Source organism: uncultured Parabacteroides sp. (genome assembly GCF_905196875.1).
Lineage (GTDB): Bacteria > Bacteroidota > Bacteroidia > Bacteroidales > Tannerellaceae > Parabacteroides.
This window is the reverse complement of record NZ_CAJJWO010000002.1, coordinates 68798-83541: the sequence shown is the minus strand read 5'-3', so window position 1 is coordinate 83541 and position 14744 is coordinate 68798. Positions and strand designations below refer to the sequence as shown.

10 protein-coding genes are annotated in these 14744 nt (G+C 41.1%); 6 read left to right on the top strand and 4 right to left on the bottom strand.

The window, feature by feature from the left end:
• Positions 1–386: 386 nt before the first annotated feature.
• The 4 genes from QZ076_RS01215 to QZ076_RS01200 form a co-directional block, all read right to left on the bottom strand.
• Entirely contained in the window at positions 387–1835 is a 1449-nt protein-coding gene (locus tag QZ076_RS01215; protein WP_293709558.1) for a hypothetical protein, read from the bottom strand.
• Between the two features lie 199 nt (positions 1836–2034).
• Positions 2035–3069 (bottom strand): FecR domain-containing protein, encoded by a 1035-nt coding sequence (locus tag QZ076_RS01210; RefSeq protein WP_293709557.1) that lies wholly within the window; start codon positions 3067–3069, stop codon positions 2035–2037.
• A gap of 64 nt (positions 3070–3133) precedes the next feature.
• Positions 3134–3712, bottom strand: coding sequence for an RNA polymerase sigma-70 factor (locus QZ076_RS01205; protein ID WP_293709556.1), 579 nt, complete (start codon positions 3710–3712; stop codon positions 3134–3136).
• Between the two features lie 279 nt (positions 3713–3991).
• Complete coding sequence (locus tag QZ076_RS01200; protein ID WP_293709555.1) at positions 3992–7048, bottom strand: DUF6383 domain-containing protein; 3057 nt, start codon at positions 7046–7048, stop codon at positions 3992–3994.
• A gap of 661 nt (positions 7049–7709) precedes the next feature.
• Here QZ076_RS01200 and QZ076_RS01195 point away from each other — a divergent pair.
• The 6 genes from QZ076_RS01195 to QZ076_RS01170 all read left to right on the top strand — a co-directional run bounded on the left by QZ076_RS01195 (position 7710) and on the right by QZ076_RS01170 (position 14691).
• Positions 7710–8348, top strand: coding sequence for an HU family DNA-binding protein (locus QZ076_RS01195; protein ID WP_293709554.1), 639 nt, complete (start codon positions 7710–7712; stop codon positions 8346–8348).
• A gap of 2 nt (positions 8349–8350) precedes the next feature.
• Positions 8351–9337: a GSCFA domain-containing protein gene (locus QZ076_RS01190; protein ID WP_293709553.1), complete on the top strand. Its 987-nt coding sequence runs from the start codon at positions 8351–8353 to the stop codon at positions 9335–9337.
• Positions 9338–9340: 3 nt separating this feature from the next.
• Positions 9341–11806 carry a bifunctional UDP-N-acetylmuramoyl-tripeptide:D-alanyl-D-alanine ligase/alanine racemase gene (locus QZ076_RS01185; RefSeq protein WP_293709552.1) on the top strand — a complete coding sequence of 822 codons (2466 nt, stop codon included), beginning with the start codon at positions 9341–9343 and terminating at the stop codon, positions 11804–11806.
• A gap of 56 nt (positions 11807–11862) precedes the next feature.
• On the top strand, positions 11863–12720 hold the full coding sequence (locus QZ076_RS01180) for an SDR family oxidoreductase (RefSeq protein ID WP_293709551.1): 858 nt from the start codon (positions 11863–11865) through the stop codon (positions 12718–12720).
• A gap of 93 nt (positions 12721–12813) precedes the next feature.
• Positions 12814–13419 carry an L-threonylcarbamoyladenylate synthase gene (locus tag QZ076_RS01175; protein WP_293709550.1) on the top strand — a complete coding sequence of 202 codons (606 nt, stop codon included), beginning with the start codon at positions 12814–12816 and terminating at the stop codon, positions 13417–13419.
• Between the two features lie 15 nt (positions 13420–13434).
• Positions 13435–14691 carry a hypothetical protein gene (locus tag QZ076_RS01170; RefSeq protein ID WP_293709549.1) on the top strand — a complete coding sequence of 419 codons (1257 nt, stop codon included), beginning with the start codon at positions 13435–13437 and terminating at the stop codon, positions 14689–14691.
• Positions 14692–14744: the final 53 nt, after the last annotated feature.

The following is a 14744-nucleotide window of genomic DNA, read 5'->3' as shown; positions in this document are numbered from 1 at the left end:
CGTTGTCTGTGAATAAGATACTGAAGCAAATACTTGTGTTAGACTTAAAGCTATAAATAACAAGCATAATCTCATAACTCGAAAAAATTTAATGGCAAAACTTAGCTTTTCGATTTTTTTATCCAAAATGGAATTCATACATTTGTTTGTTTAGTTAGAAAAATAAGGTTGACTAAAAACTTTTTAATGACTGAACAATTGAAAGGAAAGGTGTGCGAGACCTTTCCTTTTTTTGTCCGGTACATATATCAATTACAATAACACAACTTTATCCCATAGGCATTAGATTTTTTGGGGTGAACAACTCTTTTTTATCTCCTTATACATAACTAAGACGTTTCTGTAGCATTTTCCCACATTCAGAAAATGATTTTTTTAATTCATTTTCATTCTTGTGCCTCTGCCGAAACCGTTTCACCTGCCAGACAGGGAATATCAATAAAACTATACTGATTACCCAAAACATCTGTAATATATTCAGCTGTTTTTTTGTTTATCATCTTAACCTTACCAGGAAACATTGCCCTCCAAACCAACTCTTTATCCAGTTTATTTACAAAAGAACTTTTATTTCTCGATTGATGCAATATTGAGATTTTCCCAGAAAATACAGGTATATTTTCTACTGCAACCCAATCTGTCGAAGACGTAAAACGAGGCAGTGTAGATATTCTGTTAGCTGTGGCGTCCGCCTCAACTCCGACAAGTCCGCATACAATAGCTTCAATCACACTACTTGCCACTTCCGGATAGTCGCGACGATCACTCGCATACAAATCGTTCAAATAACGATAAGCTGTTTCATTCTTACTGTGCTTATAGAAAATCATCGGATAATAAGACATAATTTCTACTATCGGTTCTTTCTCTGCCATTAAAGCCAATAATCTTTCTACCCGTTCCGGGTTACTAACAATATCAAACCAAAAAGAAAAGACATTACTCCCACCTTCTATCAATTTTTCATCTTTCAGCTTATAGGCATAATAATTCTGAGTATCCTCATTCCACCAAACAGTATCATAAAGACGAGCATACTCTTCTGCCATCGCATTATAAACACAGCAACTATCTTCATTCCCTCTGATCTTCCATATTTGGGCATACGATTTCAAACCTCTGAACACGGAAGCAATCAAATCACCCGTCACAGTAAGCCCCCGAACAGACTCTTCATAGGATGGCAGTCCCCGGAACGTTTTAAATCTCGGATTAACAAGTGTATTATCTTCGTGCATAACATCCGGACGTTCCATTATTTTATCCGGCTGTAACTGCCAGTGAGCAATATAATCATTTGTTGTTAAGCGAAAAAATTTCTCAAAACGGGGATCATTGATATACATTTCATTTCCAGACCACAGATATAAGCGAAAGCAAGCATTCAACACATCAAAATTAGCATTCAGATTATACCAGAAATCTTTATCAGAAGCATAATCTATCGGAGCGGGAACATTATCCTTATTTATCTCCCAATAGGAGCAATAATCTTTCGATTCAGATATGTTTTCCACAAACTTAGTAAACATATTCAGGTTTTGTTTACCGTGTCCATTCACTTCTTCTCCCAAACATTGATGAGAAACATCTCTCATACAGAAAGCTGCCCTGTCCGGCAATGCAGCTTCATACCAAGGACCTACAGGATCATTACTATCTCCCACACATGTATTGGAACTACAAACGGCCCAGTCAAATATTTGTGTAAGTGTCGTATCATTGGAGGATAGACTAAATGTAGTACGATTTGTATCAGAAATATCAGGATATACCTCTTTCGATTGGCTGCATGCAGCACAGATAAGTAATATATATAAATAAGCAAATTTCATTTTAGTTTATTTTGTGAATCAGTATTTCAATAAGTAACAATTCAAAATCTCAATAAAACAATATATCATCTTTATAGCATAGGCACCAGATTTAATTATGAACAAAAGTGTATTATCTCCTTATATGACTAAGACGTTTCAGCGATCTTTTTCCACATCGGAAAAAGGATTTTTTTAAACAAAGAAAGAGGTGAATAAATCACCTCTTTCTTTTATATACCTCTATAGTTTGCTTCTCATAAGAGTTATCCTTTGACTTTATCCTTTTATTATGTTTAAATTGTAAAGGAGCACTCATTTCCAACAATCGTAATATTTCATCCAACGATTCATATTCGAAAGTGGCACGATAAGGAGCATTGGCCAAACTGGGGTCTTTTAAGTCTATATTAACATTAAAAGTTAATCCCACCCGCTTGAATACGTAAGATAACGGATCATCACGGAATATCATTAACCCATCTTTCCATGCGTACCACTTGTAAGGATCGGTCTGCATGATAAGACATTCTCTGGTCAAATTATTAAAAGATGCACGCTCTCCCGGAGCCATTGCGACAGGGGAAGAATTTCCAAAAATAACATCGATTTTACCATTCACCATTGTAACCGCGGTAATCGAATCGCTATCGTAAGCCTCTATATTAAAGGCTGTACCTGTAGCCTGAAGAGTTATTTGATTCGTTTTCACAACAAAAGGATTTTTCTTATCAGAGTGAACCTCAAAATATCCCTCACCATTTAAGAAAACATCCCGTTCCCCTTTTCTGAAAACTAAAGGATATCTTAAAGAACTTCCACCGTTCAACCAAACGTTGGTTCCATCCGGTAGGCGAACTTCGGAAAAAGTCCCATGAGGTGATCTTACTTCCTGATATTCTATTGTATCAGACAAGTCAACATCTCTATTCAAATATAAATAAGCACTAAATATTAATAAAGGGATAACGAGTATGGCAGCCACACGTTGCCAATAAACCAGCAATGTTCTGGTGATATTCCTCTTTGTCCTTGCGATATTTGAAAAAATATTTTTTTCAGCTTCAATTACGTCAATCTCAGAGGGGATAAAGGCTGGGTGCATCACTTGCCAAATATTACGAGCCTCTTGGAAATAACGGTTATTATCAGGAGACTGTTGTACCCATTCCTCCAGTTCACGACGTTCTTCAGCAGTCGCTTTACCGGATAGATAAGCGGTTATGATAAGCTGTATTTGATCTTTATCTGTCATTTCTTTTCTTGTTATAGTATTAAGACGTCCGGAAATTATTTCTCCACATAACTTCTAACGTTTTTTAGGGAATACCGATTGATATTAATAGTACAAAGAAGTCTTTCAACTGCTTTCTCAAAATTTCGAGAGTCTTGCTGACCCGTACTTCTACCGTTCGTTCCGACACATTCAGCTTTACTGCAATCTCTCTGTATTTCAGCCCTTCAAAACGATTCATTTCAAAAGCTTCCCGATATTGTTCGGGCACCAGTTTAAGAGCTTTATGAAGATGATCGTGCAAATCGGAATATAACATATAGTTTTCCGTATCATAACAATCCAGCACCGAGTTTTCATTCCCAGCCTCATACTGGCGGACGATTTCCAAATGTCGGAATTCATCGAAACAGCTGTTGCGAACCGATTTCAACAAATAAGATTTCAAGGATGTTTCTATTTGAATAGTCTTTCTATCGTTCCACAGCTTCAGAAAGATCGACTGGACAATATCCTCACAGGCACTCTTGTCTTTGATAAAATTACCACAGAATAAAACAAGATCAGTATAATAGGTGCGAAAAAGTAATGAAAAAGCCTCCTGACTATCTTGTTTCAAAGCAGACAGAACAAAGTATTCTTGTTGTATATCAGGCTTCCCCATATCAGATCCGAGTATTAGAATATTCTTTTCAGGCAGCTAAAATAATCACATTTTTCCATATAACAAAGCCTCTACGATACACGATCGCAGAGGCTGTTTTTTTCTGTATTCCTTCCTCACGGGAGAAATTACAGTAAGAACTTTATTTTATTACTTAATATTAATAACGCCACTTATTCCCCCATCACAGGTTACTGAGTGGCTCCCCTAAAGGAGCCACTACGTAGCATCATTTTAGAATTATTTGATTACATTTTTAATCAAATGTCTTTGAATATCTTATTTAACGATTGCTTTAACAGCAGCTTCACCTTCTACAGCTACAACAACTACACCAGCAGGAGCAGCGATTTCAGCATTGTCAGAAGAAAGAACTGTGTTAGCAATTGTCTGACCAAGTACGTTACTGATAGCAACTGTCTTGCCTGCAGCACCCTTGATAGTTACGATACCGTTACCAGCAACTACAGAAACTGTCTTAGCAGAAAGTTCAGGTTCGTTAGCAGTCGGAGTTTCAGAAGTCTTTTCTACGTTGAAGATTTCTGCTTCGTTAGCTGCATCACTAAATGCTGCATAAGAAATTACAGGTACACCATTCTGGATTTTCACCCAACCACCTCTCATAGGAGCGATCATTTCACCGTCAGTCTCAGCTGATTCAATCAAGAAGTTGTCAGATCCTTCTTCCAATAAACGGAATGAGAATACTACATTCTTATGAGTGTTGTCACCAAGATATTTCTTTGAAGCTTTCGGCAACTTTGTGAAATCTACAGGATCAGTCAGATTTGCATTGGCACCATCCAAAATATACAGAGTATCAGCTTTGTGGATAGCTTCTACGAATGCTAAACGAACCTGATTGTTCCAGATATAATCAGCATCGCGAACTGCTGCAGCATCATAAGCACCATCAACTTTTGCAGAGTCAACTGCGTTGATCAAATAACGACCTCTGATATAACCGTCAGTACCCGGAGTTGCATGTGAGCAAGTCCATTTATCAAGCGGCTTACCATCTTTGTCGTAACCATGGTTATGTTCTAACGGACACGGAACAGCATCAATACCCGGAACAACATTTACACCAACAGCCAACATATATTGCGGTTTGATATAACCTGTACCACGGTCTACATAAGCAGTATCAACATAGATAGCACGTTTTGCATTCGGATACTGGATGTTGTTGTTAACGCCTAAGAAATTAATTTCTTTATCTTTTGAATATACGCTATAAGCATCTTCAAACAACATATCTGCAGTGTTGTTAACACGGAAGAACTTCAATGTATCAGGATCATCTGATGCAACAGTATTTTCTTTTGTTGTATTGAATCTTCTATACAGAGGAGAATCGTCAACTTCTACAGAGAAAGCAGAAGTACGAGATTCAGTCATCAACTGACTCTTCATCCACAAGTTGTTATCATCTGTACCAACCTTTACTGTATCAGCACCTGTTTTGATGAATGCATAGAACAATGTTTCTTTTTCATCAATTGCTTTTTCGTTATTAGCCTTCAATAAGAATGTGATCGGAGTTACTTTTTCAGAAACTGCGAAACGACCTTCTTTATCTAATACAACGCTATCAGCTTTAGCACCAAAGATTAATTTTGCATTACGTATCTTCAAAGTGTAAACTTTACGATACAAAGGCTTCAAGTCAGCTACAGCTTTAGATGTATAACCATAAGTTTCATCAGTTGCTGATTGTTTCAAAGAGAAACCAGACTTAGCACCAACATACAGGATAGAGTCATTTTCTTCTGTATTTACACCTGCATAATAATCATCAGAGAATTCGTGCAGATAACGGAATTTGTAACGAGTTACCAACAGGTCTTCATTATCTAAGTACTTATAACCAAGTAAGCTATCTTTCTTGATATCAGAAGTAGCAGCAGTAAAGCCTTCTACGCTAACAGCTTTAGAAACACCCTTATCGTCAGCAACAGCAGCATATGCATCTTTGTTTGTATCCAACTGAACACCAGTGAAGTCTGTAACCAACTTACCAAATTCACGGTTAGTGATATTGATCTTAGAAGTCTTAGAGTTTGCATTTTGTTTTTCAACTACCCACTGGAATGCAGGCATTGTCCAAACATTTACATTTTTTTCTAAAGTAACCCACTGTACAGTTGAGTCTCCATGGATAGGAGCTGCCAAATACTTACCGTCTGTGCTCTTGATTACATACAAGTCACTAGGAATAGTAGTCTTAGTTGAAGTCACAGGATCACCGCAACCACCAAAACCTAACTTAATCCAAGTAGAAACTGAATCTTTCAATACAGTCAAAGCATTAGATGTACCCAGGTCCTGAACATATACATGCAATGAATCGCGATTCATTGTAGAATCAGACTGTGCCCATGTTTTTCCATCCATTTTTGTCAGGATAGCCTTTTCTACAGTAATGAATACGCTATCTGCATAAGGAGAATATTCAAAACGGAATGCATAGTTTCCAGATTTACCAGCTGTAGCAGCTGCATCATAAGTTGTAGCACTTGTAGTATCTGTCAACTGGATGAACTTGATACCTGTAGTATTGTGATAAGCTGTATCTACACGCAAATATTTTTTACTTTCTTTTGCCTGCAATACAACATAACCACTCAACGTATCACGTGCAATCAAATCCTGAGCCATAACGTTCGGATTGGCAGTCTTGTTGAATGACAACTTAAATGATTCACCATCAGCATTCATGCCTAACATCGTGTGTAATGCAGCAGCATTCAAAACCATACGAGAAGGTTTCACTAAAGAGAATACAGTGTGGTCAATATCTGCAATCTCACTTGCATGATACTTCACTGCTCTCAAAGCATTCCCATCATGGTGTTCCAAAGCGACAACTGAATCATTATCAAAATAAGAGAATAAGGGTTTTTCAGTTTGAACACCGTCTTTGAAAGTTGAAGAAAATGCCCATCCATTAATGTCACCACCTACAATTAATGAATCAGAGACATTACCCGCGGGAAGATCCTTCAATCCATCCATAGAAATTTCAAGAATACGACCATACGCCTTGTTCGTAAAGTCGAATTTTGGAGCTTGGCCTTGGTTGAAAGACTCTACATTAACACACCATAATGTAGATGCAAACATACCAGGAGTAACATCAGACGCCTTCATTAATTTCAATGAATCATCCTTTGTTAAGTAAAGGACGCTGTCATTTGGAGTTGTACCAACCGATAATTGGAACAGACCATCGTTGCCTCCTTCTTTCAGCTTAATTGAAGTATCAAGTGCCGCAGAAGCAACTGATGATACTAACGCTAAGCCTGCTACAAGAGTAGAAAACTTTTTGTTCATAATTTAAATTTTAATATTAATACTAAAGTGTAATAAGTTCAATTCACAACCGGAACGCCTCGCATTTCTAATACATGACGAGATTTATCGTTCCTTTTTTCTAGTCTACAAAAGTAAGAATTAGTTTGATACTAACTATCCTTTTTAATATTTTTTTCATCAGCCTATATGCTTTCTTATCAATCGAATAGCAAAGTAAGTACGAAAAGGTGTTTTTCGCAAACGAACAGTTCCCCTCCGAAAAACAATGACTAGAAAAAAGGAACGATAAATCTCGTCATATCTTTCTTCCAAAAATCATCCTCTCTACCAATCCATTACACTTCACATTCGACCGATTTTCCATTCAAATAAATAATGTACGCACGTACATATATATATGCAACTATATTCCTTTTCTTTCAAGCCTTTACAGCCTCCCCCAACAAATACTGCATAACTAAGAAAAAAGGTCTGAATAATTAATTCTTTTTCTCAGGACATTTATTACCTTTGGTACGGACTTTTAAATTTGAAAAGTATATACTACTAAAAAATAAGGTAAGCCTTACATATTTGTAGAGCAAGCCTTTAATTTATGAAAGGTATACTTTACATTTTCAATATTAAGGGGGAAAATCCTTAATTGTTATGATGTTGCACCTTAAAGATCAGGAAGAATATGAGTATTGAATATGACTTATTTGCCAATCCTCCCAGAGCGGGGGAAGCGAAGCCTACCCTGCATGCCAGGGCTATTAATATCCAGACCGTCAATACCAACGAGCTGGCCCGGATGATCGAGGGGATGAGTACCTTTACGGCTGCCGATATCAAAGGAGCGATCAAGGCAATTGGCGACCGGCTGTTCTTTTGCCTCAGTAACAGCCAGAGCGTACATCTGGAAGGGATCGGTACATTTTCGGTCACGCTGAAATGCAGGCCTGTCGAGAATAAAAAAGATATACGGTCCGCTTCTATCTCGTTCAAGAACGTGGAGTTCCGCGCCGATCCGGAGCTGAAAAAGCGTTTCCGGGATGCCAAGATTGAACGGAGGGAAGGTACGACCGATAGAAAAGCGTACAGTGAAGATATACGGCAGAAACGTATCCTCTGGTATATCAAAAACTACGGTACGATCAATCAGACTGTGGCTGCGGACATGAACCAGTGCACACGCCAAAAAGCCAAAAAGGATCTGGAACAGCTGATCGAAGACAACCAGATACAAAAGAGCTGGTGCGGAAAGCGAGTGTTCTACATCCGACGGTCGGCCGACCAGAAAACGCACGAAGCGCCGTCCAACGAGTCAATAGAATAAATATGGAATTATATACCTATATCCCTGTTTCCAAAGCTCCTTTCCTGCTCTCATGCACGGAGCGGACGCTGTTACTCGGTTCCTGTTTCGCCGAGAATATAGGGACAAGGCTAGCCGGGAATAAATTCAATGTAGATATAAATCCGTTCGGTACGTTGTACAATCCGGCATCGATTGCCGCATCACTGCGCTTATTGCTGCATCCGGAACAGTTCACTACCGGAGATTTGTTGCAATATGAGGGTGTATACCATAGCTTCGCACATCACAGCCGCTTTTCTTCTACTTCGGAAACGGAGTGCCTGGAGAATATAAACGACAGGTTGTTTGCTTCTGCCGGTAAGCTTCGTACGACAACCTACCTGGTAGTAACGTTGGGAACAGCTTACGTGTACCGATTGAAGAGCTCGGGTGAAGTGGTTGCCAACTGTCATAAACTTCCGGAGAAGATGTTCGACCGCTCGATGTTGACAGTCACGGAGATCGTTTCGGAATGGAAAAAACTGCTGCTTTCATTATGGGAACAAAATCCGGAGTTAAAGATACTGTTTACCGTCAGCCCCATACGTCACTGGAAAGACGGGGCACATGGTAATCAACTCAGTAAGGCGACTTTACTTCTGGCCGTAGACGAACTACAGGCAGCATACCCCGAACGGATCGCTTATTTTCCGGCTTACGAGATCATGATGGATGAACTACGCGACTACCGATTCTACGCAACTGACATGTTGCATCCCTCGGAGCTTGCCATTGATTATATTTGGCAACGTTTTACGGAAAATTTCTTATCGGATGAAACCAAAGGGATCCTTAAAGAATGGGCAGAGATACAAAAGGCTATTAATCATCGCCCATTTCAGCCCGAAAGTGATGCCTATAAACGGTTTATCTCGCAAACTTTGTTAAAGATGGAACGAATTAACGAGAAATTTCCTTCCTTTGATCTTACAAAAGAGATGGAAATAATAAAGTCTAAACTAATGTAAAGAATGGAATACTCAATAAAAGAAATCGTCGGAATTATTGGCGCCAAAGCAAACAACCTGCAAGATAGCACCATCAGCATATTGCTGACCGACAGTCGCCGGCTTTCTTTTCCGGAACAAAGTCTCTTCTTTGCCCTTAAGACAAAGACTAACGATGGACACAGATATATAAAAGAACTCTACAAACTACGCGTACGCAACTTTGTTGTAAGCGATATGCTTCCTGAGTTCGAGTCGCTTCAGGATGCAAACTTCCTGGTGGTGAAGGATACGCTGAAAGCGCTTCAGAAACTGGCCACCTATCATCGCAAACAGTTTAATATACCCGTAATCGGTATTACCGGAAGTAACGGAAAAACGATTGTAAAGGAGTTCCTTTACCAGTTGTTACATAAGGAATTCAACATCGTACGTTCGCCGCGCAGCTACAACTCGCAACTGGGTGTGCCGCTGTCGGTCTGGCAGATGAGCGAAAAGAATACGCTGGGTATTTTCGAGGCAGGTATTTCTCAACCGGACGAGATGGAAAACCTTCGCCCGATCATTGCCCCCACTATCGGCATCATTACTAATATAGGTGAAGCACACCAGGAAAACTTTATCTCCACGACACAAAAATGCCTGGAGAAACTCACATTGTTCAACGACTGCGAAGCGATCATCTACGACGGCGATGATGTATTTATCTCCAACTGTATAGAATCTGCTTGCCTCTCCCATAAAGCGATTGCCTGGAGCCGTACAGACTCGGATGCCCCGCTTTATATCGAATCGATCGAAAAGAAAGAAAATGAAACGGTGATTCGTTGTACGTTGTTGGGATTGACTCAAAAGTATGTAATCCCTTTCACCGACGATGCTTCCATCGAGAATGTGATCCACTGCATGGCAGTAATACTTTTCCTGAAGCCGACCAGTGTGAACGACACGAAAAAGTTCTCTCAGTTGGAGCCTGTTGCCATGCGTCTTGACGTAAAACAGGGTATCAACAACTGTATGTTGATAAACGACACATACAATTCGGATATCAATTCGCTGGATATCGCCCTCGACTTCCAGCAGAGCCGCCACGTGGACAAGAATCTGAAATGCACGCTGATCCTCTCCGATATCCTGCAATCCGGCACATTACCGAAGTCTCTCTATAAGAAGGTAGCCGACCTGGTTCGTCGTAAAAAGATAGACCGCATTATCGGTATCGGCCGCGACCTGAAAGAGTATGGCGCAGCATTCGATATGGAAAAAGAGTTCTACAACACAACGGATGAGTTCCTTAAATCGCCGACATTCAAACAGTTTAAAGATGAACTGATCCTGCTTAAAGGCTCACGCCATTTCCACTTCGAACGTATCTCCGAACTGCTGGAAAAGAAGGTGCATGAAACAATCCTGGAAGTAAACCTCGATGCTGTGGTGCATAACTTCAACTATTACCGCTCGAAGCTGAAACCGGAAACAAAGATGGTCTGTATGGTGAAAGCCTTCGGATACGGGGCCGGTTCATACGAGCTTGCCAAGACATTGCAGGAACATCGTTGCGATTACCTGGCCGTTGCTGTTGCCGACGAAGGCGCGGAACTGCGGAAAGAGGGCATTTCTATCCCGATCATCGTAATGAACCCGGAATTCAGCAGCTTCAATGTCTTGTTCGAAAATAATCTGGAGCCGGAGGTATACAGTTTTCGTCTGCTGGATGCGATGATAAAAGAAACAGAACGGAGAGGTATCACCGCCTATCCGATTCATATCAAGATCGATACGGGAATGCACCGTCTGGGATTCCAGCCAAGTGATGTCCCAGCCATCTGTGAACGGTTGAAAGAGCAAAGCGGCGTTACGGCACGCTCCATCTTCTCCCATCTGGTTGGCAGCGACTCATCTATCTTCGACGATTTTACAAAGAAACAACTGGATACATTCAGTGCGGCGGCAGCGGAACTGGAAAATCTTCTGGAATACAAAGTGATCAAACATATTCTGAACTCTGCAGGGATCGAACGCTTTACAAACTACCAGATGGATATGGTTCGCTTAGGTATCGGGCTGTACGGGGTAAGTGCTTCCGGCATAAAAGGATTGCGCAACGTCAGTACCCTACGTACTACCATACTTCAGATACAGCATGTCCCGGCAGGCGACTCGATCGGTTACAGCCGGAAAACATACGTCGACCGCGACTCACGCATCGCCATCATCCCAATCGGCTATGCCGATGGCCTCGACCGTCATTTCAGTAACCGGGGAGGTGAAGTTTCCATCGCCGGAAAACGTTGTCCGATAGTCGGCAATATTTGTATGGATGCTTGCATGATCGACGTCACCGACACCAATGCCCAGGAGGGCGATCCGGTTATCGTCTTTGGCGAAGAACTGCCGGTAAGCGAGTTGTCCGACAAACTCAAAACAATACCTTATGAGATACTGACATCGGTTTCTCCAAGGGTGAAAAGAGTATATTACAGGGAATAATTGCTCATCTTGCACATTTTATGTACTTTTGTGCCGTAAATAAATTAAATAAAGGTATGAGTCATAATTTATTGAAAGGAAAGAGAGGCATTATCTTCGGTGCGCTGAATGAGATGTCGATCGCCTGGAAGGTGGCAGAAAGAGCTGTAGAGGAAGGTGCAATCATTACGTTAAGTAATACACCGGTTGCCGTACGTATGGGCGAAGTGGATGCCCTGGCAAAGAAACTGAATGCAGAAGTAGTGCCGGCGGACGCTACAAGCGTTGAAGACCTGGAAACGGTATTCTCAAAATCAGTAGAAATACTGGGAGGAAAAATAGATTTCGTATTACATTCTATCGGTATGAGTCCAAACGTACGTAAGAAACGTACCTACGATGATCTGGATTACGGAATGCTTGAAAAGACATTGGATATATCCGCTGTCTCTTTTCATAAGATGTTGCAGGTAGCCAAGAAACAGGATGCAATTGCACAAGGAGGCTCCGTTCTGGCATTGTCGTATGTGGCAGCCCAGCGTACATTCTTCGGTTACAACGACATGGCAGATGCCAAAAGCCTGCTGGAATCGATTGCACGCAGCTTCGGATATATCTATGGCCGCGAAAAAGGGGTTCGTATCAATACAATCTCTCAGTCACCGACAATGACTACAGCCGGTAGCGGTGTGAAAGGAATGGAACACTTGCTGGATTTCTCCGACAAGATGAGCCCGCTGGGTAACGCTACTGCCGATGAATGTGCAGACTATTGCGTCATGATGTTCTCCGACCTCACCCGTAAGGTAACGATGCAAAATCTCTACCATGACGGTGGTTTCTCAAGCATGGGTATGAGCCTTCGTGCCATGAACCAGTACAGTAAAGGATTAGAAGAGTTTACCGACGAGAACGGTAATATAATTTACGGCTAATAGCCGTAAAAAAGTAAACAGGTGGCAAATGGATATTTACAGTTTATACTGCAATAAACATTTGTCACCTGTTGACTGTTAACTGATAAAGCTATGCTAATTAAGATTTATCCCGAAAATCCCAATCCAAGGGAAATAGACAAAGTTATCGAAGTTCTCCGCGACGGAGGCCTGGTAATTTATCCGACTGACACTGTCTATGCAATCGGTTGTGATGCATTGAATGTCCGTGCTGTCGAAAAGATCTGCCAGATGAAAGGTATCAATCCTCAAAAGAGCAACCTGGCCATCATTTGCTACGACCTTTCAAATTTAAGTGAATATGCCAAGGTTAATAATGCTGCATTCAAGTTGATGAAAAAGAACCTGCCGGGTCCTTTCACCTTCATTCTGCCAACAAGCAGCGAATTGCCTAAGATATATAAGAACAGAAAAGAAGTCGGTATCCGTGTGCCTGATAATAACATTATCCGTACGTTGGTAAAAGAGCTGGGAAACCCGATCCTGACCATGTCGGTACACGATGACGACGACATGATCGAATACACCACCGACCCGGAACTTATACACGAAAAGTATGAAAACCTGGTAGATCTTGTAATCGACGGAGGCTATGGAGGTTTCGAAGCATCGACAGTGGTAGATTGTACGACAGATAATTTTGAAATCATACGTCAGGGAAAAGGTATACTGGAATAAACAACCGGAAAGTAGATGAAACAAATCTGCAAATATTTTATTTTGATAGCCTTATTTCCCCTTTGCATGAGTGCACAGGATAAGGCCTATCATTTCGACGGGAATGGAATAGACCGTGAAGTTTTAGAAAACTATCTGGACCGATCTATCACGCTCTCCTGCGTACTGGTTCCGGGAGAAAAGAACAAAGACATTTACACGGATGATATCCGTATGATCAAAAACATTGGGCCCAAACTCGTCGGTCGTGCAATCTTTCGGTGGGAAAATGAGCGCATCCTCAACAATCCGGAATTCTGGTCTAAAGCCCAATCCATCATTCAAGAATTGCATGCCTATGATCCGGATATTATCTTCCAGGGATGTCTGTTCGAAGCAATCTCAGAAGAGGTTAATACAATACCTGTTCCCGAATGGGTCTTCCGGTCATACGGAATAAAACCGGAAACGCGGAACTTCTCTTACAAAGATATGCTAAGCAAAGAAGGTAAATATGTGGATCATTGGCATAAAGGAGGGAGTGTGCCTGATATCAGCCGTACGGAAACACAGCTATGGTTTCACTTTTTGGCTTGTTCCTATATCAATATCGGTTGCGAAGCCTTTCATTTAGGCCAGATCGAGTTGATAGGCATGCATGATCCTCACCGGGAATATTGGGCAAAGGTTATCGATCATATCCGTACCTATGCAGCTGAACATGCCCGTCGTCACTGGGTACTGCTGGATGCTCATACGCCTAAAGGCGGCATGTTAAAAGACGGCAAAAGTCTGATCGATTTCAATTCTTTCCCGATGCGTATCCGTGCCATACCTGGAAATATTAAAGCTGGTGAAGCACAACAAGGAGAATTACGCGTTAATCACCTGGATGGTATTTATGGTAAGAGCCTGGGATGCATTACACCCAGCGGATGGACATGCAAATCGTTACCCTATCTGGTAGAACTAGACAATTACGGAAAAGAAGACCCCGTCAACGTTGCCGATACCACCTCCTATTTCCCATGGGGTTGGGATGAAATATCATGGTATGCCAAACAACCAGAAACTTACAGGAACGAATGGCTTTGGTACGCATGGAACTGGATCAAACAGGCAGATCCGAACGGACACATCGAAATGCCCGGCTTACGTGGTATTTGTAGTCCTAATGAAACACAAAATACCTATCGGGCCAATACCCGCAGCAAAGCTTGTCCTCTGGGATATAACCAGGAAGAAACAATCAAAGCGATTTGGATTTCCGACACTCCGCATCCACTTAAATAGCAGATAACAATAGTACATAAACAGAAAGGCTTCCTGCTTTGATTGCAGGAAGC

Excerpts from the sequence above, each read along its gene's own strand:
- QZ076_RS01195 (WP_293709554.1), top strand. The coding sequence starts at position 7,710 with ATGAGTATTGAATATGACTTATTTGCCAATCCTCCCAGAGCGGGGGAA.
- QZ076_RS01170 (WP_293709549.1), top strand. The coding sequence starts at position 13,435 with ATGAAACAAATCTGCAAATATTTTATTTTGATAGCCTTATTTCCCCTT.
- QZ076_RS01175 (WP_293709550.1), top strand. The coding sequence starts at position 12,814 with ATGCTAATTAAGATTTATCCCGAAAATCCCAATCCAAGGGAAATAGAC.
- QZ076_RS01190 (WP_293709553.1), top strand. The coding sequence starts at position 8,351 with ATGGAATTATATACCTATATCCCTGTTTCCAAAGCTCCTTTCCTGCTC.
- QZ076_RS01185 (WP_293709552.1), top strand. The coding sequence starts at position 9,341 with ATGGAATACTCAATAAAAGAAATCGTCGGAATTATTGGCGCCAAAGCA.
- QZ076_RS01180 (WP_293709551.1), top strand. The coding sequence starts at position 11,863 with ATGAGTCATAATTTATTGAAAGGAAAGAGAGGCATTATCTTCGGTGCG.
- QZ076_RS01210 (WP_293709557.1), bottom strand. The coding sequence starts at position 3,069 with ATGACAGATAAAGATCAAATACAGCTTATCATAACCGCTTATCTATCC.
- QZ076_RS01215 (WP_293709558.1), bottom strand. The coding sequence starts at position 1,835 with ATGAAATTTGCTTATTTATATATATTACTTATCTGTGCTGCATGCAGC.
- QZ076_RS01200 (WP_293709555.1), bottom strand. The coding sequence starts at position 7,048 with ATGAACAAAAAGTTTTCTACTCTTGTAGCAGGCTTAGCGTTAGTATCA.
- QZ076_RS01205 (WP_293709556.1), bottom strand. The coding sequence starts at position 3,712 with ATGGGGAAGCCTGATATACAACAAGAATACTTTGTTCTGTCTGCTTTG.